The 23,569-nt window shown below is 35.6% G+C and carries 21 protein-coding genes; 3 read left to right on the forward strand and 18 right to left on the reverse strand.

All coding sequences use genetic code 11. From position 1 onward, the window contains the following. The 8 genes from hisG to AMD00_RS19645 all read right to left on the reverse strand — a co-directional run bounded on the left by hisG (position 1) and on the right by AMD00_RS19645 (position 7,213). The gene (gene hisG, locus AMD00_RS19610; RefSeq protein WP_053418713.1) at positions 1-624 is read right to left on the reverse strand and encodes an ATP phosphoribosyltransferase; all 624 of its coding nucleotides are present in this window, start codon (positions 622-624) and stop codon (positions 1-3) included. Continuing rightward, entirely contained in the window at positions 617-1,786 is a 1,170-nt protein-coding gene (locus AMD00_RS19615) for an ATP phosphoribosyltransferase regulatory subunit (protein WP_053418714.1), read from the reverse strand. Before AMD00_RS19615 ends, hisG begins: the two co-directional genes overlap by 8 nt. 121 nt (positions 1,787-1,907) lie before the next feature. Beyond that, positions 1,908-2,432 (reverse strand): acyltransferase, encoded by a 525-nt coding sequence (locus AMD00_RS19620; RefSeq protein ID WP_053418715.1) that lies wholly within the window; start codon positions 2,430-2,432, stop codon positions 1,908-1,910. Next, positions 2,419-3,084 carry a pyrophosphatase PpaX gene (gene ppaX / locus AMD00_RS19625; protein ID WP_053418716.1) on the reverse strand — a complete coding sequence of 222 codons (666 nt, stop codon included), beginning with the start codon at positions 3,082-3,084 and terminating at the stop codon, positions 2,419-2,421. Before ppaX ends, AMD00_RS19620 begins: the two co-directional genes overlap by 14 nt. Positions 3,085-3,315: 231 nt before the next feature. Next, complete coding sequence (gene lgt / locus AMD00_RS19630) at positions 3,316-4,125, reverse strand: prolipoprotein diacylglyceryl transferase (protein WP_053418717.1); 810 nt, start codon at positions 4,123-4,125, stop codon at positions 3,316-3,318. 34 nt (positions 4,126-4,159) lie between these two features. Next, positions 4,160-5,086, reverse strand: a complete 927-nt coding sequence (gene hprK, locus AMD00_RS19635; RefSeq protein WP_053418718.1) for an HPr(Ser) kinase/phosphatase — start codon at positions 5,084-5,086, stop codon at positions 4,160-4,162. Positions 5,087-5,389: 303 nt separating this feature from the next. Next, positions 5,390-5,728, reverse strand: coding sequence for a cytochrome c551 (cccB, locus tag AMD00_RS19640; protein WP_053418719.1), 339 nt, complete (start codon positions 5,726-5,728; stop codon positions 5,390-5,392). A gap of 252 nt (positions 5,729-5,980) precedes the next feature. Further along, complete coding sequence (locus tag AMD00_RS19645) at positions 5,981-7,213, reverse strand: EAL and HDOD domain-containing protein (RefSeq protein ID WP_053418720.1); 1,233 nt, start codon at positions 7,211-7,213, stop codon at positions 5,981-5,983. A gap of 269 nt (positions 7,214-7,482) precedes the next feature. Between AMD00_RS19645 and AMD00_RS19650 the strand changes: the two genes are divergently transcribed. Beyond that, the gene (locus tag AMD00_RS19650) at positions 7,483-8,259 is read left to right on the forward strand and encodes an enoyl-CoA hydratase-related protein (protein ID WP_053418721.1); all 777 of its coding nucleotides are present in this window, start codon (positions 7,483-7,485) and stop codon (positions 8,257-8,259) included. 39 nt (positions 8,260-8,298) lie between these two features. On the opposite strand, the gene AMD00_RS19655 is transcribed toward AMD00_RS19650, so the two are convergent. The 3 genes from AMD00_RS19655 to AMD00_RS19665 form a co-directional block, all read right to left on the reverse strand. After that, positions 8,299-8,766 carry an S-ribosylhomocysteine lyase gene (locus AMD00_RS19655; RefSeq protein WP_053418722.1) on the reverse strand — a complete coding sequence of 156 codons (468 nt, stop codon included), beginning with the start codon at positions 8,764-8,766 and terminating at the stop codon, positions 8,299-8,301. 159 nt (positions 8,767-8,925) lie between these two features. Continuing rightward, entirely contained in the window at positions 8,926-9,567 is a 642-nt protein-coding gene (locus AMD00_RS19660; RefSeq protein WP_390393818.1) for a DedA family protein, read from the reverse strand. A gap of 226 nt (positions 9,568-9,793) precedes the next feature. Further along, entirely contained in the window at positions 9,794-11,770 is a 1,977-nt protein-coding gene (locus AMD00_RS19665) for a S9 family peptidase (protein WP_053418724.1), read from the reverse strand. 211 nt (positions 11,771-11,981) lie between these two features. On the opposite strand from AMD00_RS19665, the gene AMD00_RS19670 reads away from it, so the two are divergent. After that, positions 11,982-13,331, forward strand: a complete 1,350-nt coding sequence (locus AMD00_RS19670; protein WP_053418725.1) for an amino acid permease — start codon at positions 11,982-11,984, stop codon at positions 13,329-13,331. 34 nt (positions 13,332-13,365) lie between these two features. Here AMD00_RS19670 and AMD00_RS19675 read toward each other — a convergent pair whose 3' ends face one another. From AMD00_RS19675 to AMD00_RS19700, 6 genes are all read right to left on the reverse strand, one after another. Further along, positions 13,366-14,919: a fatty acid--CoA ligase family protein gene (locus tag AMD00_RS19675; RefSeq protein WP_053418726.1), complete on the reverse strand. Its 1,554-nt coding sequence runs from the start codon at positions 14,917-14,919 to the stop codon at positions 13,366-13,368. Between the two features lie 213 nt (positions 14,920-15,132). After that, positions 15,133-17,064, reverse strand: a complete 1,932-nt coding sequence (locus AMD00_RS19680) for an ABC transporter permease (protein ID WP_053418727.1) — start codon at positions 17,062-17,064, stop codon at positions 15,133-15,135. Then, positions 17,036-17,809, reverse strand: coding sequence for an ABC transporter ATP-binding protein (locus AMD00_RS19685; RefSeq protein ID WP_053418728.1), 774 nt, complete (start codon positions 17,807-17,809; stop codon positions 17,036-17,038). The genes AMD00_RS19680 and AMD00_RS19685 overlap by 29 nt, the downstream gene beginning before the upstream one ends. 37 nt (positions 17,810-17,846) lie before the next feature. Then, positions 17,847-18,836, reverse strand: coding sequence for a sensor histidine kinase (locus AMD00_RS19690; RefSeq protein WP_053418729.1), 990 nt, complete (start codon positions 18,834-18,836; stop codon positions 17,847-17,849). A 2-nt stretch (positions 18,837-18,838) separates the two neighbouring features. Further along, the gene (locus AMD00_RS19695) at positions 18,839-19,543 is read right to left on the reverse strand and encodes a response regulator transcription factor (protein WP_053418730.1); all 705 of its coding nucleotides are present in this window, start codon (positions 19,541-19,543) and stop codon (positions 18,839-18,841) included. 55 nt (positions 19,544-19,598) lie between these two features. Continuing rightward, positions 19,599-20,591, reverse strand: a complete 993-nt coding sequence (locus tag AMD00_RS19700) for a lipoate--protein ligase (protein ID WP_053418731.1) — start codon at positions 20,589-20,591, stop codon at positions 19,599-19,601. A 139-nt stretch (positions 20,592-20,730) separates the two neighbouring features. Here AMD00_RS19700 and yhfH point away from each other — a divergent pair, with 139 nt between their 5' ends. Beyond that, positions 20,731-20,856 carry a protein YhfH gene (gene yhfH / locus AMD00_RS23010; RefSeq protein WP_076034471.1) on the forward strand — a complete coding sequence of 42 codons (126 nt, stop codon included), beginning with the start codon at positions 20,731-20,733 and terminating at the stop codon, positions 20,854-20,856. A 209-nt stretch (positions 20,857-21,065) separates the two neighbouring features. Here the strand turns inward: yhfH and AMD00_RS19705 are convergent, their stop codons facing one another. Further along, on the reverse strand, positions 21,066-23,540 hold the full coding sequence (locus tag AMD00_RS19705; RefSeq protein WP_053418732.1) for a YhgE/Pip domain-containing protein: 2,475 nt from the start codon (positions 23,538-23,540) through the stop codon (positions 21,066-21,068). Between the last annotated feature and the right edge of the window lie 29 nt (positions 23,541-23,569).

A 23,569-nucleotide genomic window follows, 5' to 3' on the forward strand; every position in this document is an offset into this window, starting at 1 on the left:
TCATTTCACACATTTTTTTAAACGTTTTACGAGATTTTGAATACGCTCATTCTTCATACGATAGCTTACCGGGTTGGCGATTAATCGAGATGATACATCTGTAATATGCTCATATTCAACTAGCCCATTTTCTTTTAAAGTTTGACCAGTTGAAACAATATCCACAATACGGTCAGCAAGTCCTATCATTGGAGCTAATTCAATCGAACCGTTTAGTCCAATAATTTCAACTTGTTCCCCTTTTTCACGGTAATAGTGAGAGGCTACTGTTGGATATTTCGTCGCAATACGAGGTGCGATATCATTTAACTTTGTATTTGGTAGTCCCGCGGAAGCGATATAACATTTACTAATTTTCAAATCGAGTAATTCATGTACCGCTCTTCCTTGTTCTAGCAGAACATCTTTTCCTGCTATACCAATATCAGCTACTCCATGTTCAACATATGTAGGTACGTCCATTGGTTTTGCTAGGATGAAGCGAATTTTTTCAGATGGAATTTCAATCATTAATTTACGTGATATTTCAACATCTTCTGGCAAGTCAAAACCTGCTTGAATGAGCATTTCATATGCTTCTTCGAAAATGCGCCCTTTAGGCATCGCGATTGTCAATTCAGTCATGTTCGATTCCTCCTTGCCCGATACGTACAACTTTTGAAAAGAGTTGCTCAAACACTGATATATTCTCTAAACCTTCAATCGATTGCAACGTGGTGCGTTTGCCTTCTTTACGAAGGGCAGCTGCCTTTGCTACAGCTACCGGGAACTCATTTTGCGCAAATAATACGAGCACCTCTTCTTGATCCTTTTGAAATGAAGGCATGACTTCCAACAATTGATCAACACGTAATCCAAAACCAATTGCTCCAACCTGTGATCCAAATTCATCCAGTAATCCATCATAGCGGCCTCCATTTCCTAATGGGAAACCTGCTCCTGTTGCAAATACTTCAAATAGCATGCCAGTGTAGTAATTCATATGACTCGCTAATGTGAAATCAAAATAAATGTACTTTTCTACTTCGGAAATAGCTAAAATATTTTGCAACCTTTCCATATATATAAAATCATCTTTTTCTATTAAATATTTATCAATTTGATTAATATGATTTAGATCTGTCGCTTCTTCAATAAAAGTTAATAATGTTTGTTTGTTTTTCTGAGGCAGCTCATAAAGCTTAACCGCTTCTTCAAAACCTACAATATTCTTTTCTACAAGCAGTTTATGTAATTCTTTGAATTGCTCTTCTGTTCTGACATTTTGAGATAGAATGGCATTTAGAATCCCAGCATTTCCGATTGTTATCTTGAATTGTTTTACTTCTAATACCTTTAAAAGTTCAATCACAGTCAATAAACTTTCAGCATCCGCATAAACAGAAGAATCTCCAATAATTTCAACACCCATTTGTTCAAATTCTGCTGGGCGTCCACCTTCTGTTTCTTGAGCGCGGAATACATTCGCAAAATAAGCTAAACGTAATGGGATCTTTTCTTTTAATAACTTCGATGAAGCTACACGTGCGATTGGTGTTGTCATATCTGGACGAAGTACTAATGTATTTCCTTGACTATCTACTAGCTTAAATAAAGAAGATTCAACGATTGCAGAGGCTTTACCAACTGTATCGTAATATTCAAGCGTTGGTGTTTTTATAAAGTCAAAGCCTCTCATTTGTAGAAAGTCTCGACCAGTCTGTCTGACAACTTCTTTTTTTTCAAAAATCTTTGGAAACGTATCGCGCATTCCAAGTGGCTTTTCAAACTTTCGAATTGGTGACATAGTGACACTTCCTAATCTATATACTTTAGTTCACTAGAGTGTTAGAGTGATGATGTATGAAAGTATTTTATCTCAATTCTTACATGCCGTCAATAGAAAAAACCCATAAAGTATACAAACTTTATGAGTTTTTAGAATTCACTGACTTTTTGATATCCATTTGTTCTTTCGTGTAAATGATTTGCATCGGATTACCTCCGACAAAAGCGCCCGCTGGAACATCTCTATTCACTAATGTTGCCGCAGAGACAATTGCATCATCCCCAATGTTAACGCCAGGCAAAATTGTTGAATTTGCACCAATCATTACACGATCTCCAATAATGACATCGCCTAATCTATATTCTTCTATTAAATATTCATGCGCTAAAATCGTCGTATTATAGCCAATAATCGTATTACTTCCAACTTGAATCCGTTCAGGAAACATCGTATCTGGCATTACCATTAAAGCAAACGCCGTCTTATCTCCTATTTTCATTTTCAAAAATGTACGATAAAGCCAGTTTTTCATCGATAAAAATGGCGTATAACGCGCCAGTTGAATAACGATGAATGTTTTTGCTACCTTCCAAAAGGAAACTGTTTTATAAATTTGCCAAAGAGAACTTGCACCTTCAACAGGATATCGCTCAGTTCTCCTCATAGTTAACTTCCCCAACAATTTCTAATAAGTCACTCAAATGATGTAGCATATAATCCGGTTTGAATTGTGCCAAGAATGCTTCACCTTTCAATGACCATGCAACGCCCGCTGTTTTTACTCCGGCGTTTTTACCACCTTCAATATCGTGAGAATTATCGCCTATCATTATTACTTCATCTTTTCGTAGACCCATCTTCTCAAGTGCTAATAAAATTGGCTCTGGATCTGGTTTCACATTTTTCACATCATCTAAACCAATAATGACTTCAAATAGTCCTTCTGCTTGTAAAACACGAAGTCCTCTTGCTAGCATATCCTGTCGTTTTGTTGAAACAATCGCAAGTCGAATTCCCGCTTCTTTCAGTGCTAGTAATGTTTCTAAAACACCATCAAATTCTGTTACAAGTTCATCATGATGAGCAATATTCCATTTTCGATAATCTTGTATTAGCTCATCTACACGCTCTAAATCGACAGTTGAAAATGTATCTTTTAAAGAAGGTCCTAAAAATGGCAAAACATCTTCTCTGCTATATTTCCCGGGGAATTTAGTCTCTAATACATGTAAAAAAGATTGTATGATAAGCTCATTTGTATCTAATAAAGTACCGTCAAAGTCGAATAATAGTGCTTTAATTTTTCTATTTGTCATACGAATGCAGCTCCTTTTTCTTTCTTTTCTTCCGTTCTTCGTCAAAGTGTTATTACAGCTACGAGAAAAACGAACGCTGTCATAATGTGATTAAAAATAACGACAATATAGGGATTCCTAACGTTCAAAATGCATTTAGTTTCATCAATTGCATGGTAAGCATTAATGACCAAGCTGATTTCAGCCTGGTCATTAATACTTTATTTGCGTTCCATTCACTACTCTTTAATATTACTTATCTAAATACTTTACAACAGGTTTTACTGTCATTCTTCTATAGATGAAAAGTACAACACCTATTACTAAACCGATTAACGACACAATTTGTGCCATGCGCAAATCACCTATCAATAAACTATCAGTACGTAATCCTTCTACAAAGAAACGACCAAATGAATACCAAATAATATAAGTTAAGAATATTTCACCACGTCGTAAGTTCACTTTTCGTAAAGCTAATAACAATACAAGGCCAACTACATTCCATAGTGATTCATATAAGAAAGTAGGATGATGGTAGATACCGTTCACATTCATCTGCTCAATGATCCAATTCGGCAAATACAGACCTTCTAAGAAATCGCGTGTCACAGCACCACCAAAAGCCTCTTGGTTTATAAAATTACCCCAACGACCAATAATTTGACCTACTATTAAGCTTGGCGCTAATACATCTGCAATTTTCCAAAAACTAGCCCCATGCTTTTTAGCAAAAATATATGTAGTAATAAATGCACCAATTAGTGCACCATGTATAGCAATCCCACCATGCCAAATCTGAATAATCTCACCAGGATTTGCACTATAGAAATCCCATTTAAATATCACATAGTAAATTCGAGCACAGATAATAGAAATTGGTACTGCCCAAATCAATAAATCTGTTAAAAAATCATTATGAAACCCACGCTTCACCATTTCTCGTTGCCCAATCAAAAAGGCAATAATAATACCCGTCGCAATAATAACCCCGTACCATCTAATTGAGATTGGTCCTAGCTCAAGTGCTACTGGATTAATTTGTAATAATATTGAATCCATACTTTTCTCCTTTCAAATTACGAAGTTGCCTACATCAATTTCCTTTAGACTCAATCACACTATCAAGCCTTCTAGAAAACTCTTCTGCTGCATTGACACCAAGTTTTTTCAAGCGATAATTCATTGCTGCTACTTCGATGATAACAGATAAATTTCGTCCTGGTTTAACTGGGATTGTTAACTTCGTCAATTCCGTATCAATAATTTTCATCGTCTCTTCTTCTAAACCTAAACGATCATAGGTTTTATCAGAATCCCATACTTCTAAATCAATAACAAGTGAAATGCGTTTATGACTCCTAACAGCACTAGCACCAAATAATGTCATAATATCAATAATACCTATGCCTCGAATTTCAAGCAAATGCTGTATTAAAGCAGGTGCATTCCCTATTAATGTATTTTCACCTTCTTGACGAATTTCTACACAATCGTCCGCAACTAGACGATGCCCTTTTTTCACAAGCTCAAGTGCAGTCTCACTTTTACCTACGCCACTTTTACCAGTAATTAAAACTCCGATACCATATATATCAGCCAATACACCATGAACAGCTGTCGTAGGGGCTAATTGACTTTCAAGATAATTCGTTAACATACTTGAGAAACGAGTTGTTGCCATTTTTGTTGATAATACTGGTACATGGTGCTCATTAGAAGCAACAAATAACGCTTCAGGTACTTCCATATCATGCGAAATAATAATAGCAGGTGTATCTTGTGAACAAAGTTTGTTCATTCGATCAAACTGCACATCCCTTGGCAACATATCAAAAAATGACAGCTCTGTTTTTCCTAATAGCTGAACACGTTGAGCTGGATAATGCGTAAAATAGCCTGCCATCTCAAGACCTGGTCTAGAAATATCACTTGTTAATATATGTCGACCAATTCCCTCATGGCCACTGATAAGCTTCAAGTCAAACCTCTTAATAACATCTTTCGTACATACTTGATCCAAAACTAACACTTCCTCCCATAAAACTACCCTTTAAAATAACAACACTTGGAATATATTTTAACATAAATTTTATTGCTGAGCGCGTTCGTCCAGCTACGACTGTCACGGTAGGAATTGAACAAAATGATATTTTCACTATCTAAATTAAAGTTGAAGAAAACAAAGAAAACTCCTCTTCCATAAACCAAATTTTCAAATAGAAAAAAGCAATCCATATGCTCTATGGGTTGCTCTTATCCTTGCTGTATAATCCGCCTACAAAAAACTAGCTTCCCCCTCAGAAAGCTAGTTTTAATATAGAGCTTATTTTTGTTCAGATAACCATTTAGCTACTGCCTCAGCATCGTCACCAGAAATGAGACCACCAGGCATTCCATTTTTACCATTATTAATAATATCTAAGATTTCTTTTTTAGAACGAGTGGCACCAATTTTTGAGATATTAGGGAAATTACCTCGTCCTTCAAGATTTTCACCGTGACAAGTGATACATTTTTGTTGAATAATTTGTTGTGCGTCAACAGCTGTTGTTTCTGAACCAGTTTTTTCATTTGTAGTTTCTTCTTTTGCTTTATTTCCACCACCACATGCACCAAGCACTAGGGCTGAACCGAATAGTATAGCAAGTAGAGTTTTTTTCATTTGAAGACCTCCTCAATCATTTGTATTGCTTACAGAATAATTATACCGAATATAGGATTTTTTAAAACCTTCCACTAACAGGTATACCCATTAAAAAGCCCTGTAAACACATATACAGCAATGTATACAGCAAGTTGTTTCATCTTTGTGAATTTCACTATTTCAGCATTCCCCAAAATAAAAAGCTTATTCAACTGTTTTAGTCTTCATTTTACTATTGCAACCATTTTTAACACACCATTATAGTAGACATTAAAGAATATTATCTGACCATTTATTTGCTTCTTGGTATATTGCATATAAATCTTTTCCATTAATGCCTATCTCAACAGCTAACTTTGCAACTTTATCCCAATTTAGCTTATCCAAAGCAATAGCCATTTGTAGATATGGAGTCATCTCCGTCTCACCATCTAAAATCGTTTCTATAATAATATCCGACAAAGGAAGTTGTGATAATATACTGTTCATAGATCTCTGCAAAATTGCATCGATTAATGAAAACATTCCTACTAAGAAGTATTCGGAATAATTCTCTTTATATTTATAACGTGCTAACATTTCACAAATTTTAGCTCTACATAAGGATGCCTTCATCAGCTCATCATACATATCAGCTTGAGCATCCTTTTGCGATTCACGATACGCTAAAATATATATCCATTTACGTAAATCTGCTAAGCCCAATAATAATATAGCTTGTTTAATCGAACGAATTTTAGATTTTCTACGTTTCGAAGATGAATTGATCAATTTTAACAATTTAAATGACATTGCAACGTCATGCTCAATTTGCTTAGTAATATCATCAATATCCGGATCTTTCCCGCGTAATAATGAAATTACACGATAATATTGTAATACATTGGCAGGGATATCATTACCTCGGATAATTTGAGGTTGTTTGAAGAAATAACCTTGAAAAAGTTGATATCCATTTTCATTTGCTATGTAACATTGTGATCGTGTCTCTACCTTTTCAGCTAACAAAACAATTTTAGGGAAGTCTTTTCTGACACGTTTCTCAATCTCTTTTCGTTCCTCTTCTGAAGTAAGGAGAAAATCTACTTTTATAAAATCGGTATATGTAAATAATTCATTATATAGTGTCACATCTTTTTGCAACTCAAAATCATCAAGAGCAATTTTATAACCTTGGCTTTTTAATTGTTTGATTCTCTTCACCAATTTTGCCGTGATGGGGACATCTTCTAAAATTTCGATTACTACTTGATCAGGTTGTAAATGATCAAATATATTACTCATTAAAAGGTTTTCAGTAAAGTTTATAAAGCATGGTTTACCATTTGTAAGCTCATCAAAACCAATTGAAAATAATGAATTGATCAAAACTTCAACAGTTGCCTTATCTGAATCAATAGATGGAAACTCGTTCATGACTGCTCCGTTTCGATATAATAATTCATATGCGAAAACTTGCTTTTGTTTATTAAATATAGGTTGACGACCAATAAATACTTCCATATGGTTTCTCCTTTAAAATCTATTTCCATTTCATTATATCAGCAATTTTACTTAAAGTATTTAGTTTACCCCGTTACTTTAAACCTTTCATTTTACCTTTAATTTCATGTAAATACACATTTCACAATAAAATTATCCTTTAATCGAAAATATAAGGATAATTTTAAACACTTAATAACTGGAAATATTTATTCAAAGATGACGAAAAACCATAGACATGCTATCGTTTAAATGGGGAGTAATTTTTTCACAATAAGGGGGAAATTTCATTGGAAACACTAATTTATAAACAGCAGGACCATTTGGCATTTGTTACATTGAATAGACCACTAGCGATGAATGCATTCAATTATGATTTACTAGTTGAATTAGGACAAATTGTTGAATCTATTCGGATTAATCCTGATATTCGTGTGGTCATCTTTACAGGCGCAGGTGATAAAGCTTTTAGTGTTGGTGCTGACTTGAAAGAACGAAAAACATTAACTGAGCAACGTGTAAAACGTAACCTCTATAAGATTGGTGAGGTTTTTTCAGCTATTGAAAATTTACCTCAACCGACTATTGCAATGATTAATGGCTATGCTTTCGGTGGGGGTACCGAATTAGCATTAGCATGTGACTTCCGTTTTGCTGCAGATGATGTTTTACTCGGCCTAACAGAAACGAGCCTTGGTATAATTCCCGGAGCTGGTGGAACTCAACGACTTCCTAGACTCATAGGAGAAGCAAAAGCTTTAGAACTGATTTTAACTGCAAAAAGATTACAGGCTGAAGAAGCATTAGCATACGGTCTTCTAACTAAAGTCGAAAAGCGTGAAGATCTTCTTACAAAAACAGTGGCATTCGCAGAGTTGATGCTAGATAACGGTCCAATTGCATTACAACAAGCAAAATTTGCTATCAAGCATGGTATGAATACCGACTTACAAACAGGTCTTCATATTGAGCGAAAAGCATATGAAATCACCATTCCTACTGAAGATCGTATTGAAGCACTCAATGCATTCTCTGAAAAGCGAAAACCAAATTTTACAGGAAGATAATAATAAAGAGGCTGCTAGTATACGCAGCCTCTTATCTGTTTATTCTTCTATGAAAACTTGTTTCCACTCATCACGTTTCGCTAGCATTTCTTTTGCAAGCTCCTTCGCACCTTCTAAACTATGGCTCGCAGCCCAACCGCATTGTACTTCGTTGCATGCTGGTACTTCCGTTGCTACCAAGACATCATTAAAAGTTTTATCTAAAATATCTAGTACCTCATCAAAGTTATCATGATTAATCATTGATAAATAGAAGCCCGTTTGACATCCCATTGGACTAAGGTCGACAACATGGTCCGTATGATTACGAATGTTCTCAGCCATTAAATGCTCTATTGAATGTAATGCAGGCATTTCCATATGCTCTTTGTTTGGTTGTTTAAATCGAATATCATATTTATAAACTTCATCACCATTTACGCCTTTTTTAAGACCCGCTAATCGAACAAATGGTGCAACGACTTTTGTATGATCTAAATTAAAGCTTTCAACATTCATTTTCCCCATGATATCAAACTCCTTTTACTATTAGTCTTCTATATACAATATCAATATTACCATCTTCCAAATGTTTTTTCACTAAATATTCCAACAATTCTTATTATTTTAATTGGTTTTCATAAAAAAACACTTTAGCCAATAACTAAAGTGTTTTACTGCAATTATTTATTTCTTTACTCTCGATTTCAATAAACCAATGATTGCTGGTAAAACTGAAACGAAAATAATAATTAATATTACTTTTGAGAAGTTGTCTTTAACTAATGGGATATTACCAAAGAAGTAACCTGCTAATGTACAAATACCTACCCATAAGAATGCACCAATAATGTTATACATTAAAAATTGACGATAATGCATTTTACTAGCACCGGCTACAAATGGGATAAACGTTCGAATAAATGGCATAAAGCGGGCGAAGATAATCGTTTTCCCACCATGCTTATTAAAGAAGTCCTGTGCTTTTTGCATACGGTCTTGATTAATAATACGTCCTAAAAAGCTTTTAGGTGAAATAGCCGTTCCAACTTTTTGTCCAATTTCATAGTTTACTGAATCTCCAAACACAGCTGCTACGAAAAACACTAAAAGAAGTATCGGTAAATTAAATGCTCCAAGTGCCGCAAATGCTCCGCTGGCAAAAAGTAATGAATCACCTGGTAAGAACGGGAATATTACAACACCCGTTTCTACAAAAACAATGGAAAAGATAATACCATATGACCAAACACCAAATTGTTGAATTATTTCAACGAGATGTTGATCAATATGCATTATAAAGCTAAATAAGTTCTGTATAAGTTCAATCATTCAATTCACTCGCAATCTTTTTTTCTCACTTGTTTATCATACTGTTTTCTCACTATACTGTCACGGATTTATAAATATGTATGCTTTTAATAAACGTTCAAAAATATAAAAAGTTCCGCAAATCGTGCGGAACTTTTTATATTAATTATGAGGCTATTTATATACTTTAAATATTGCCTTCTAAACTTGTCACAAAATAGTATACAACCTTAGAACTTTTAGATTATAAATATTTTTCAAACCAACCTGTAATTTGATTAAGTCTTTCTATGCGTAAATTTGGTAAGCCTGTTCGAGATAAGTTATGGTCTGCATCTGGGAATCTTACAAATTGAGTTTCCTTGCCCATAGATTTCAACGTAATATACAGTTGCTCTGCTTGTTCTATTGGACAGCGGAAATCCTTTTCACTATGCAAGATTAATAATGGCGTTTCCACATTTTCTGCATATTTAAGAGGTGAATGTTGCCATAACTTTTCTACATCTTTCATATCCGTACCGATTTGCCAATCGCTGAAATAGTAACCAATATCTGATACGCCAAAGAAACTAATCCAGTTAGAGATTGAGCGCTGTGTTACTGCTGCCTTAAAGCGATTTGTATGACCTACAATCCAGTTTGTCATAAAACCACCGTAGCTTCCACCAGTAACTCCAAGTCGATCTGTATCAATCCAATCCTGATTCTCAATCACCGCATCTAATCCAGCCATGATGTCTGCATAATCACCACCACCATAATCACCACGTACTGCATCTACGAATGCTTGGCTATATCCATGGCTCCCTCTTGGATTGACATAAAGGACACCATAACCTTGCGCCGCAATCAACTGCATCTCATGGAAAAATGAATTTGCATACATTGCATGCGGTCCACCATGAATTTCAACGATTAATGGATACTTTTTACCTTCTTCATACTGAGCTGGCTTCATCAACCAACCATACACATCAAATCCATCTGAACTCTTATAAGTAATTGCTTCTGGTTGAACTAGTTCAACCTCGTTTACAAAGGCGTCATTGAAATGAGTTATTTGTTGTCTTTCACCTGTTGTTACATCGTATTTGAAAAGTTCACCTGGCATTATAGGATTACTAATTGCTAACAGCGCGAACGCACCATCACGCTCAATATCGTAGCCATAGACATGTTCATTTTCTGGACTTGCCGGATAAATTGCTCCGTCCAATGTTGCATAATATAATCGTATATCTCCCATTGTAGACACTTGGAAATACAGATCGTTCGCTTTCGTCCATACAACAGTAGGTGCAGTAGCTCCTTGCTGATGATCTGCTACAGCAAGATCTCCTATTGGTGCATCAAAACCCTCGGTTAGATTTCTATAATTCTGCTCTTCTGTATCGTAAATATAAACTGCTCCGTGTGTCGCGTTTTTATATGAATGATTACCACCATAAAACGCTATGTAACGATCATCATATGAAAAATATGCATCCCCATAATTGCCTTCTTCATTTAGAATGGTCGTTTCTTTCTTTGTTTCAATATCAACTAATAGCAGTTGCTGACTGAAATCAAAGTCTTTATTTTCTGCACGATTTACTGATAAAACTAACTTTTTACCATCATGTGATACTGCTTCTAAACTGTAATTATGATTGCCTTCTGAAAACAATTCAATATCACCAGATGCTACATCAATTTTCCCAATATGATTATAACTATCTTGAGATAATAATCCTATACTATCAGCTTTATATTTCATACCTTCTACAATATAAGCTGTTGGCTTTTTCTTTTCTTCTTTTTCAGCTACATCTGTGAAGTTTTTACCTTCCTTAAGTCGACCACTAAACCAAATACTCTGACCGCACGGTGACCATTGAAATTGTGAAACACCATTTGCTAATGTTGTAAGCTGACGTGCCTCTCCACCATTTTTCGAAATGATATAAATTTGTTTTTTTTCATTACGATTTGATACAAATGCAACATTCCGCCCATCTGCTGACCAAGTCGGAGATGAAACGCGATCTTCTCCATATGACCACTGAGTTACTGCACCACTTGTAAGATCTAGGTGGAATAAGTGCGCTATATATTTGTTTTTTTCTTCATCAATACTTGTACGAACAAAAACTGCCTCTTCCCCACTTGGAGATAATTGTGGATTTGTAATAGAGTTCAATACATATAAATCTTCTGCTTTTAATAAACGTTTAGACATGAAAAAACTCTCCTTCCCTATAAATGGAAAACTCTTAAATTATCAATATATTTGCATTAATCAAACATATATATGTATTGTAACCATAAATTACTTATAAAGACAAAGAGTTTACATATTTTTTCTTGTTACCCTGGCATGTGGATTTTTATTCATTAAATTTTATGATAATATAGGGGAGTTATCATTAGCATCGAAGGAGTCTAACATTATGAACAAGAAACCAGAGCTCCAACGAGGGTTGGAGCAACGACACATTACGTTGATGTCGCTCGGTGCCGCTATAGGAGTCGGTCTATTTTTAGGTTCTGCAGGAGCAATAAAATTAGCTGGTCCAGCTATTTTAATTGCTTATGCACTTGGTGGCGCTGTTATTTTCATTATTATGCGTTCGCTTGGCGAAATGGCCGTAAACAATCCAGTTGCCGGTTCATTTAGTCGTTACGCTAGAGATTATTTAGGTCCTCTAGCTGGATTTATAACCGGCTGGAACTATTGGTTCTTGTGGATTGTTACTTGTATGGCAGAAATTACAGCAGTTGGCGTGTATATGCAACTTTGGTTCCCAGATTCTCCGAAATGGTTATGGGCTTTAGCAGCGTTAGTTGTCATGGTTATGGTTAATTTAATTGCTGTGAAAGCTTATGGTGAATTTGAATTTTGGTTCGCACTTATTAAAATCCTTGCGATTATTTCGATGATTGTACTTGGCTTAGGTGTTATTTTATTTGGTATTGGCAATGGTGGTATTGCTGTTGGCTTTAGTAATTTATGGAGCCATGGAGGATTTTTCCCGAATGGAATACAAGGTGTTTTCATGTCCTTACCAATAGTAATGTTTGCATACCTAGGTATCGAAATGATCGGGATTACTGCTGGTGAAGCTAAAAACCCAGAAAAAGTTATACCTAAAGCAATTGATACTGTACTATGGCGTATTTTATTATTCTACGTAGGTGCATTACTTGTAATCATGTCGATTTATCCTTGGAACGAAGTTGGCTCTACGGGTAGTCCGTTTGTTTTAATGTTTGATAAAATTGGTTTACGTTATGCTGCAGGGATTATTAACTTTGTTGTCTTAACAGCCGCATTATCTAGCTGTAATGGCGGTATTTTCAGTACTGGCCGTATGCTCTTTAACTTGGCTGAACAAAAACAAGCACCAAAAGTATTTGCGAAAATTAGTAAAGGTGGCGTACCAGCTGCTGCCATTATGGCATCTGCATTCGTATTACTAATCGGTGTGGCACTGAACTATTTTGTCGCTGAAAAAGTATTCGTATGGGTAACTAGTATATCTACTTTCGGAGCCATCTGGACATGGGGAATTATTTTAATTACCCAATTAAAGTTCCGGAAATCATTATCAAAAGCTCAAGTATCTAAACTAAAATATAAAGCATTTATGTATCCAGTCGGACCATATTTAGCTCTTGCCTTTTTATCACTAGTCATGATTTTAATGGCATACTTCCCAGATACTCGTATCGCGCTTATTGTCGGTCCGATATGGATTTTATTTGTCTATATTATGTACCAATTAATTTATAAAAAGTAAAAAAAGGAGATGCCGTTTAAGCATCTCCTTTTTATTATTTATTTAGAGCATGTTCTTTCAAAGAACGACGCAAAATTTTCCCCGTCGTATTTTTGGGTAGCTCTTCAATAATTTCAATTTGCTTAGGTATTTTATATTTCACTAGCTTTTCTTTACAATATTCATAGATATCTTCAATAGTTAGATTCTTGTCTTTTAACACCACATACGCAAATACTTCTTCACCAAAATTGAGATCAGGTAAACCAATTACTGCAGCTTCCACTATACCTGGGTGTGCATATAGTACTTCTTCCACCTCACGTGGATAGACATTATAGCCACCTACTATTATCATATCTTTCTTTCGATCAACAATATAAAAGTAACCTTCCTCATCCATTTTCGCAAGATCACCTGTATATAACCAGCCATCTCGAAGGGTTGCTGCTGTTTCTTCAGGCATTTTATAATAGCCTTTCATCACATTAGGACCTTTGACAACAAGTTCACCAACTTCACCAACAGGTACTTCCTCACCGAATTGGTTGAATACTTTATTTTCTACATTGACGATGTTCGTACCAATTGAACCAGGTTTTCGCTCACGATCAAGCGGGTTAAAACTTGATACTGGCGATGCCTCAGATAAGCCATAGCCTTCGGAAATGCGCACGTTAAACTTGTCCTCAAAATTATGTAGCAATGCTACTGGTAAAGAAGAACCTCCAGAAATAGCTAAACGAATTTCAGAGAAATCTTCTGGATTACCATCAGGGAATTGATATAAGAAATTGTACATTGTAGGTACTCCCGCAAAAACTGTAGCTTTTTTCTCTCTTGCAATTTCAAATACATCTTTCGGACTGAACCTAGGTACAATTAATAATGTTGCCGCATTTAATAGTGGTGCATTCACTACTACCGTAAGGGCAAACACATGAAAGACCGGTAAAGCCGTAATCACACGATCTTCAGGAGAAATAGTCAAATACTCCGCTACATCACGCGCATTTGAGAAAAGGTTTTTATGCGTTAACATTGCACCCTTGGGTTGTCCTGTCGTTCCCGAAGTATACAAAATAATAGCTGTATCTTCTGGATCTAATTCTGTAGGTTCAAAATCCGCTGAAGATGAAGCTAGCAACATTGAAAACGATCTTACTTTTTCTTTCACAGGACTCTCTAACTCTGCCAACTTGGCTGCTGTTTCAGGAGCAGTTTCACATACAATGAATGCTTCCACATTTGGAAAGGCAGTTACTCCTACTTTCACTAATGGCAATAATGCATCTAATGCAATAACTACTTTAGCATCTCCATTACGTACAATATACGTAATCTCATCTGGTGTATAAATTGGATTAATCGGAATTACAGTTGCTCCTACGCGCATTGTTGCATATAAAGAAATTAAAAAATGAGGTGTATTGCCAAGTAATAATGCAACATGATCCCCATTCCCTACCCCTAATCCCTTTAAAGCTGAAGCAAAGCGTGCAACCGATTCTTCAAATTCCCCATAATTCGTATCTTTCCCCATAAAATGATACGCAATCTTTTCTGGTTGCTCTTTTGATGTTTTATGAACTGCCGAAACTAAATTCATATACTAATCTCCCCTTTGTCAAAACAGAATGAATGTTCATTCATTTCTGACTATATTATACGAAAATTTACAAAATAAAACAACAGACAGCTATTTATAGTGTTATGTAGTAGAGAGTAGTAATTAGATCTTTTTTCCATCAAAAAAAGCCTATCAATCACCAGAGGTAATTGATAGACTTGCATAGTTCTATAGCATTAGAGGTAATTAGCGTTAGCGAATATGGGATAAATAACGCCAGCGAATTAAATAGAAATAGAAAAATTGAACACAAGTGATAGCTGCTAAAACGATTAATATTTCCCTTAATATCGAAAGCTCTGCAATACCTATCCAAAATGCCTGTAATGACATAAATGCAAATGTACTGTGCAACATTGCTAGACCCCAAGGTAAAAAGAACTGTGGTATCAATTGTCTATTCACAATTTTCCGTAGTTCCCTTTCCGTAATCCCCATTCTCCTGAGTGCATTAAATTGCTGCTTATCTCGCTCTAAACCCGTATATAATTTAAAGTAAATAAAACTACCAGATGCTAAGAAAAACACAGAAGCTGCTAATAAACCAATAAAAAGCAACAGTGCAAAAGTCGAACGTATAAATGAATAGTCTAAGCCGGAATTCTCAAAGTAGAATGGTAATTCACCTTGATGATTATTTAGATAAGCATCTGTCACCATCGCATCTAACTCTACTCCAATATTCTTAGTAGCTGTCCACTGTGGTACATGAAATACATACAAGTGATTTGTGGACTGTTCGGCATTTGCTCCAACCATTGCCTCATCGATTAAATTGAAATCATCGTCATTTATGACAATGACATTAGTTCCAAGCTCAGTAGGAGAAAAAAGAACACGTGGATAAACTGAATTGATGTAAAGTGGAATACTATTTTCTTGTAAAACTGTCCTGACCTTCTTGTTCCTTAATTCCTCTAAAGACTTCTCGGAATAGGCTAAAAAGATGGCCTCCCCTTGATCCAAATTGACAACAGGATAACCAAATACTAGAGCCAGTCTATTTATATCTGATTGTCGAATAATTTTTACCGGCTGTTGAGTATTAGAAGATGTTTGACGTTTAACCGTAAACTTATTTAGATGATAAGACAGTCCCTTTGCTTCTAATTCTTTCGTCAAACCATTAATATGTGCTTCTTCATAAGGATTATCTAATTTACTCGAATAGACGAGGCCCAGTGGATTTAGACGATGAAACTGATGAGTAAATGTCGACATAGAGATAAGCGTACCCATAGCTAAAAAAGCCAAGGTGGAAACCATGCAAGAGATAAAAAACATACGCGCATTTTCTCGCATAATAATAGACACTTCAGAAACGGTTATTAAACGATACTTATGCCAATACATTTTCTTTCGAGCACGCACAAAAGACATCAGCCACTGTAGTGTATCCGTGAAAAACAAATATGTCCCCAAACTTGCTAAAGGAGGTAATATTGCTGATAAAACCATTAAACGTTCTTGTGTCGTTAATGAAGCTAGCACATAAGAAAGAATTAATATCAACAATCCTAAAATAGCTCGCCATTTCGAATAAGAGGCCGTCTGTTCATTGCGCCAGTAACCCTTTAGCAAATCGATAACATCACGATCTCGTATGAACATCACGCTAACAAACGAAATAATTACAAATAAACTTGTAAATGTCCCAATTGTTAATGCAAATGGCTCCCAAGAAAAATACAATGGAAGGCTATCGATTTGTAAAATTTCGCGAACAATCATAAAAAAGAATTTCGCAAAGGCATAACCGAATACAATCCCTACAATAATAGAAGTTACTCCTATAATTATCGTTTCTAGTAATACCAGCTTATTTAACTGGCGCTTTTCCATTCCAAGATGCATGAGTAAACCAAATTCCTTGGAACGGGCCTGAAGGAATGCACGCATTGAGTAGAATAAGAAGAACATCATAAATAACACTAATATGACTTCTGCGACAAACATTCCTTGGAATGCAATTTCCCTTAGAAACTCATCCTCTACCTTCGGATGAAACATGAGCATTGAGTAAATAAAAAACACCATCACGGATGATACGCTCGACATAAAAAATGCTGCATAAACTCGGTAATTCCTTATAACATTACGGTAGGCGAACTGTCGAAAAGTCACCGACATGACCTCCCAATAGACTGAGCACATTCAAAATCCCTTGGAAAAATGTCTGACGGTGATCATCTTTATAGATTTCATTGAAATACTCACCATCTTTGATAAATAACACACGATCACAATAACTTGCTGCAATTGGATCATGCGTCACCATTACGATTGTCGTACCCTCTTTTTTATTTATGCGTCCTAACAGCTCTAACACATCTCTTGAGGAATTGGAATCTAAATTCCCAGTTGGTTCATCTGCTAAAATTAGAGATGGTTTATGAATAAGAGCTCTTCCAATTGCCGTCTTTTGGGCTTGTCCACCCGAGATTTCATTTGGACGTTTTTCTAAAATAGACTGAATGCCTAGCTGCTTTGATACACTCTGCACCCGCTCTTCCATTAGCTCAACATCCATATTATCCAAAGTCAAGGGTAATACCATATTCTCCTCAACCGTTAGCATCTGTAATAAGTTGAAATCTTGAAATACGAAGCCAAGTTGACGACGTCGAAAATAAGCCAGTTCGTTCTTATTCAACTCATGAGGCTTAATGCCATCTACGGTGATTTCACCAGAAGTAGGTGTATCTATCGTTGAGACAACATTTAACAATGTCGTTTTGCCGCTACCCGAAGGACCCATAACAGCCAAAAACTCGCCCTTCTCTACTTCAAAACTCAGTTGATTAAGCGCTCGATGTGTAACTTTTCCTTCATAAACTTTTGTAACTTCATCAATTTTCAAGATAGACACAAGTCCGCCTCACTTTCTATGAAATGCTAGGGTCGCTCTATGAACGATTAAACAAAACCTTCAGCTTCGTCCCTTTACCTACCTCAGATTCAATTAATAACTGGTGTCCTAATTTATCACAAACCTCTTGTGCTAAATACAAACCCATTCCCGTCGACTCACCTGTTTTACGTCCATTCTCACCTGTGAAAAATGGACGTGTTACACGCTTCAAATCTGATGGAGGTATACCTATTCCTTCATCTCTAATTGTCAGTTCAATATGATTCTCCGTAACTTCCGTGGATAAATATATTTTTTTACCCTCTTCAAACGTATATTTAACTGCATTTGTAATAAATTGACCAATAATAAATTTCATCCATTTTGAATCAGTTGGAACCATAAGATTTTCATCTATCGCAATATCAGGATAAACACGATTCGCAATAAATAACCGTTTATGCTCATTAACTGCCTCAACAACCATTTGACGAAGTTCAACTTGTTCAATTTTCATGTCCTCTTCAAATGTATCGATTCTCGCATTCATCAATACAGTCTCAAGACTTCGTTTCATACGATCGACTTCTTCTTGGACACTCTTCTTATCTAATTCACCCTCTTCTTGTAAGAGTAATTCTAATACAGCAAGAGGTGTTTTCATTTGATGTACCCATTGATTCATGAATTGTAAATGTCGATTTTGCTTCGCATATAAAGCCTGTACTTCTAGTTGATATATTTTATAAAGTGTATGGATGAAAACCTCTGTTTGCAAATGCTCTGGTGTTTTTGCATTTTTTTGTAATGCATCTTCCATTGCTTTTGGCTTAACAGATATCTTTTTATAAAAAGATTGCCGCATAATATAACGTGTGGCTAAATATGTGAACGTTAATATTAAAGTAATCACAATGGAATACACTGCCGTATCCACATTTCTTAAGCCATCTAACCAAAATAACACTAAAATAAATAGCACTAATAACACTTCAAAAAAGACTAATGTAATATTATCCTTCAGAAATAATCTGACATTCGGCATCATTAAGACTCCTCTGAGTGTAATACAAACCGATAACCAGCGCCTCTAACGGTTTCAATCGTCGACTGAACATCATAATCTGACAGCTTCTTTCGTACGCGTGTCATGTTCACATTCAACGTATTCTCATCTACAAATGCTTGATCATCCCACAGCTCTTCTAGCAATTGCTCTCGAGATACAACTTTAGGAGCTTGTCCCATCAACAATTCTAAAATTACACATTCTTTTTTCTGCAACGGAATTTGAGCTTGTTTCGTATGCAATTCCATACGTTCCAAGAACAAGTGAAGCTGACCTTGTTTTACAGTTCTCTCTTCTTGCTTAGTAGCATATTCCCCATATGATCGACGTAAATGACTCTTTATTTTTGCTAGCACGATTTCGTAATGGAACGGTTTCGTAATAAAGTCGTCTCCACCATTTTCCAGTGCAAAAATTTGATCCATTTCGCCTGAACGAGCCGATATAAAAATAATTGGACAAGTCGTTAACTGTCTAAGCTGACGACACCAATAATATCCATCATATGAAGGTAAATTAATATCAAGCAAAACAAGATGAGGATTGAACGCCGTAAATTCTTCAAGGATGCTATCAAAAGATTCTACAGTTTTTACTTCATAATGATATTTGCGCAAAGTATCAGCAAGTAACGAAGCAATTTTCAAATCATCCTCTACGATTAATATACGATGAGTATTCATTCCACTCTCCCCTTCATCTTGACCGCAATTTCAAACATTATGCTGTCAAATTTAATTAATATATCAATTGTATAAATTGTTCTTTCGTAACACCACCAAAGTACGTTGGTACATCGATAGCATTTAGAGCTTCATCAATAACATTGCGTTCATAATTTTTCCCAACTAATGCCTGTTCTACATCTGCCATATCACCAACGCCAAAGAAATCGCCGAAAATATGTACTTCCTCCATAATTCCCTTTTTAACTTCTAAACGCACATCAATACTTCCTGAAGGGAAACGTTGAGAACGTTGTACGTTAAATTTTGGCGATTGTCCATAATTCCAATCCCATTGTTGATAACGTTCTTCAGATAATTTGTAGATATTAGCCCAGTCTTCATCAGTTAGTTCATAATATTGTATATTCTCTTCGCCACCGAAAATCGATTTTAAGATTTCCAAACGAAATTCTTCTACTGTCATTGCTTCATTCATAAATTCTGTAATATTCGCTACACGTGATCTAATCGATTTGATTCCTTTTGATTCGATTTTCTCTTTTTTCACTTTTAAAGCTGAAACAACTGCATCAATTTCTGTATCAAACAATAATGTACCATGGCTGAACATACGACCTTTTGTTGAGAATTGAGCGTTACCTGATATTTTACGACCTTCAGCCAGAATATCATTACGACCTGATAACTCAGAGTTAATACCCATTTTTTGTAACGCATCCACTACCGGTTGTGTGAATTTTTTAAAGTTTTGGAAGCTATCTCCGTCATCTTTTGTTAAGAAACTGAAGTTTAAATTTCCTAGGTCATGATACACAGCACCACCACCAGATAATCGACGTACAACGATGATACCATTATCTTCAACATAATCAGTATTTATCTCTTCAACTGTATTTTGATTTCGACCAATAATGATTGAGGGTTGATTGATATAGAACAGTAAAAAAGAATCTTTCTCTACATCCATCGTTTTTAATGCATACTCCTCAATGGCTAAGTTAATGCGTGGATCTGTAATACCTTTATTATCTATAAAAAACATTCATTTCACTCCTCTTTAGTGTCTCAACAATTATTTTAACTTAAAATTAGGTTTTTGTATTGACATAAATGTCTGTGTTATAATACAATACATAATAACAAATCAGTAATATAACAGATTGTTTGGGAGGCGAGACACAATGTTAGAAAATGTCGTTGAATTTTTCAAAAATTTACCCGCAAAACAATGCACTGTATGCGGTGAGAAAATCGAAGAACAAAGCGAGTGCTATTCAAACACTTGTGAACATTGCAATTCTCTTTAATCGTTAATTATTGATCAATCGAATTCCCCATTCGATTGATAGCTCACATTCATCACTAATTGAACCTTAGAGATGAACCTATATTAAATCGCTTACTTTTGAAAAAGCGAAGAGAGCCTGAACCACTCTCTTCGCTTTTTCTTTTTACACAAAACACTTTACAAAAAAAAGGTTAAAGAGCATATTTCACTCTTTAACCTTTTTCAATATTATTCAGTTACTGCGTCAGTATTTGAATGACGTTTTTTAAACATTAATGCAAAGTATCCAAAAGTAATGGCTAAACAAACAACCATGAATCCTAATAGAATACCTCCATTTGTCCAGAAGAAGCTCATATCTCCAGTAGAAATCGCAGCTTTAAATCCTTGGACAGAGTATGTCATTGGTAATAACGTATTAAAAATGTGCAATGGTTTCGGTACTAATTCTAATGGGAATGTACCTGCACTAGTTGTCAGTTGTAGTATCAAAATTAAGATAGCTACAAAACGACCTGGATCTGAGAAAATTGATACTAACATTTGAGTTAATGATAAGAATGTATAACTTGTAACTATCGCCATTAAAATGAAAGCACCCATATTAGCCGGTTCAAGTTTTAGACCCCAAACGACTATCGCGACTGCAGTCAATGATTGAATTAATCCAACGACTGCCAAAACAGCTACTTTACTAGTAAACCATGAAACACCGTTAATTGGTTTTATCGCTGGTTCAACTAATGGGAAGACGATTGTGATTAATAGCGCACCTACAAATAGACCAAGTGCTAAGAAATATGGAGCGAAACCTGTACCGTAGTTAGGTACTGCGTTAATTTCTTGTTTCTCAACCGCTACTGGTTCACCGACCATGTCATAAGTTTTTTGCGTTGCATTTACTTCAGCAGCTTGTTCATTCGCTTCTTTTAATTTCCCTTGTAATGTGTTAGAACCATCTTTTAGTTCAGATGTTCCGTCTTTTAATTGACTTGAACCATCTTGTAGTTTATCTAAGCCTGTTATAAGTGATGTAGTCCCACCGCTTAATGTTACTAAACCTGTTGAAAGTTTACTAGAACCATCTTGTAATTGACCCATACCACTTGTTAATGATTGTGTACCATTTGCAAGTTGTGATGAACCATCAGCTAATTGTGATGAACCTGATTGTAATTTATTGAAACCACCAGTTAGATCAGTTAAACCAACTTGTAATTGACCTGCTCCAGCATCTAGTTTTTTAGCGCCAGCAATTGATGTACTCCAATTAGAAGCCAATTGATTAGTGCCTGCTGCTAATTGTTTTGTACCAGGAGCTAATTCTCCACTAACTGTTTTATTCATTTTATCTAAACCAGCTGCAACTGTTGCTGCACCTTGTTTTAATTCTACTGCCTTATCAGACGTAGGTATTTTCATAGTAGAAACTTGATTGTTTAGTTGTGCTGTTCCCTCACTTAACGCAGCAGCATTTTCACTGACTTTAGTAGCAGTTGCATCGATCTTTCCTGCTGATTGAAGTAAAGCACTTTTTTGTTCTTCAGAAATATTCATAGCCTTAATTTGATTAACTAGCTCTTTTGTATCCGCTGCTAAACCTTGTGATCCTGCACTTAAACCAGCAGCTCCATCTTTTGTATCCTTAACTCCCTGTTGCAAGGCTGGCACTTTTTCAGTCATAGCACCTAGACTATCTACAAGTTGCGTAACTCCTGCAGAAACATTTTGTGCACCTGGTGCTAATTGACCTAATCCTGTACTTAACGTGCCAACACCTGTATTTACTTTTTGTGCACCATCGTTTAGTGCATTAATATTTGTTGTATTTCCTTCTAAACCTTGCACTAAAGTTTCGGTACCTTTTTTCAATTCTGTTGAACCAGATTGTAATTGGCTTGAACCGTCTTTAGCAGATAGAATACCTGCATTCAAATCTGCAGATCCTTTTGCTAAAGATAAAGCACCTTGGTTTAACGTACCTGCACCATCTGCTGCTGAATCAATACCATTTTTTAAATCTGTTGATCCTTTTGCTGCTGTTTTAGCACCATCATTTAATTGAGTAGCGCCATCTGCCGCACTGCCAATACCGTCTTTTAATTGACTAGCACCGTCTTTTAATTTGTTAGAGCCCTTTTCAAGTTTTACAGCACCATCTGCTGCCTCACCGAAACCGTCTCCTAATTTTGCAATATTTTTAAATAGCGTTTCAGCATAAGTAGCAGAAACATTTTTATTTACTTCTGCACGCACAAGCTCCATTGCTGAATTACCAATTTGTCCACCTAAGAAGTTGTATCCTTCATTTGGCCGATAAATAATTTTCATTTGTTCAGGATTATCATCTAATAAAGTACCAGCATTTTCTGAGAAGTTTTCGGGAATTTCAATTAAAATATAATAATCGCGATTCTTTAATCCTTCCTCCCCTTTTGCCTTAGATACTTCAACAAATTTAAATTCTTTACTATCTCTTAAATTATCTGCCAAATCATTACCTAATTGCATTTCTATCCCTTCTATTTCAGCGCCTTTATCATTGTTGACAAGAGCGACCGGTAAATCCTGTAAATGTGAGTATGGATCCCAGAAAGCCCATAGGAACATACCTGCATATAGTACAGGAACGAAAAGAACCGCAATAATAGCAATCAGCATTTTTTTCGTGCGGAGAATTTTCGTAAACTCTGCCTTAATCATTCTTCATTCCTCCTATAAAACTGTGTGAC

The organism is Viridibacillus arvi (assembly GCF_001274945.1).
In the GTDB taxonomy this organism is placed as follows: domain Bacteria; phylum Bacillota; class Bacilli; order Bacillales_A; family Planococcaceae; genus Viridibacillus; species Viridibacillus arvi.

Coding starts and splice junctions, on each gene's coding strand:
- hisG (WP_053418713.1), bottom strand. CDS start 624: ATGACTGAATTGACAATCGCGATGCCTAAAGGGCGCATTTTCGAAGAA.
- AMD00_RS19615 (WP_053418714.1), bottom strand. CDS start 1,786: ATGTCACCAATTCGAAAGTTTGAAAAGCCACTTGGAATGCGCGATACG.
- AMD00_RS19620 (WP_053418715.1), bottom strand. CDS start 2,432: ATGAGGAGAACTGAGCGATATCCTGTTGAAGGTGCAAGTTCTCTTTGG.
- ppaX (WP_053418716.1), bottom strand. CDS start 3,084: ATGACAAATAGAAAAATTAAAGCACTATTATTCGACTTTGACGGTACT.
- lgt (WP_053418717.1), bottom strand. CDS start 4,125: ATGGATTCAATATTATTACAAATTAATCCAGTAGCACTTGAGCTAGGA.
- cccB (WP_053418719.1), bottom strand. CDS start 5,728: ATGAAAAAAACTCTACTTGCTATACTATTCGGTTCAGCCCTAGTGCTT.
- AMD00_RS19645 (WP_053418720.1), bottom strand. CDS start 7,213: ATGGAAGTATTTATTGGTCGTCAACCTATATTTAATAAACAAAAGCAA.
- AMD00_RS19655 (WP_053418722.1), bottom strand. CDS start 8,766: ATGGGGAAAATGAATGTTGAAAGCTTTAATTTAGATCATACAAAAGTC.
- AMD00_RS19665 (WP_053418724.1), bottom strand. CDS start 11,770: ATGTCTAAACGTTTATTAAAAGCAGAAGATTTATATGTATTGAACTCT.
- AMD00_RS19670 (WP_053418725.1), top strand. CDS start 11,982: ATGAACAAGAAACCAGAGCTCCAACGAGGGTTGGAGCAACGACACATT.
- AMD00_RS19675 (WP_053418726.1), bottom strand. CDS start 14,919: ATGAATTTAGTTTCGGCAGTTCATAAAACATCAAAAGAGCAACCAGAA.
- AMD00_RS19690 (WP_053418729.1), bottom strand. CDS start 18,836: ATGCCGAATGTCAGATTATTTCTGAAGGATAATATTACATTAGTCTTT.
- AMD00_RS19695 (WP_053418730.1), bottom strand. CDS start 19,543: ATGAATACTCATCGTATATTAATCGTAGAGGATGATTTGAAAATTGCT.
- AMD00_RS19700 (WP_053418731.1), bottom strand. CDS start 20,591: ATGTTTTTTATAGATAATAAAGGTATTACAGATCCACGCATTAACTTA.
- yhfH (WP_076034471.1), top strand. CDS start 20,731: ATGTTAGAAAATGTCGTTGAATTTTTCAAAAATTTACCCGCAAAACAA.
- AMD00_RS19705 (WP_053418732.1), bottom strand. CDS start 23,540: ATGATTAAGGCAGAGTTTACGAAAATTCTCCGCACGAAAAAAATGCTG.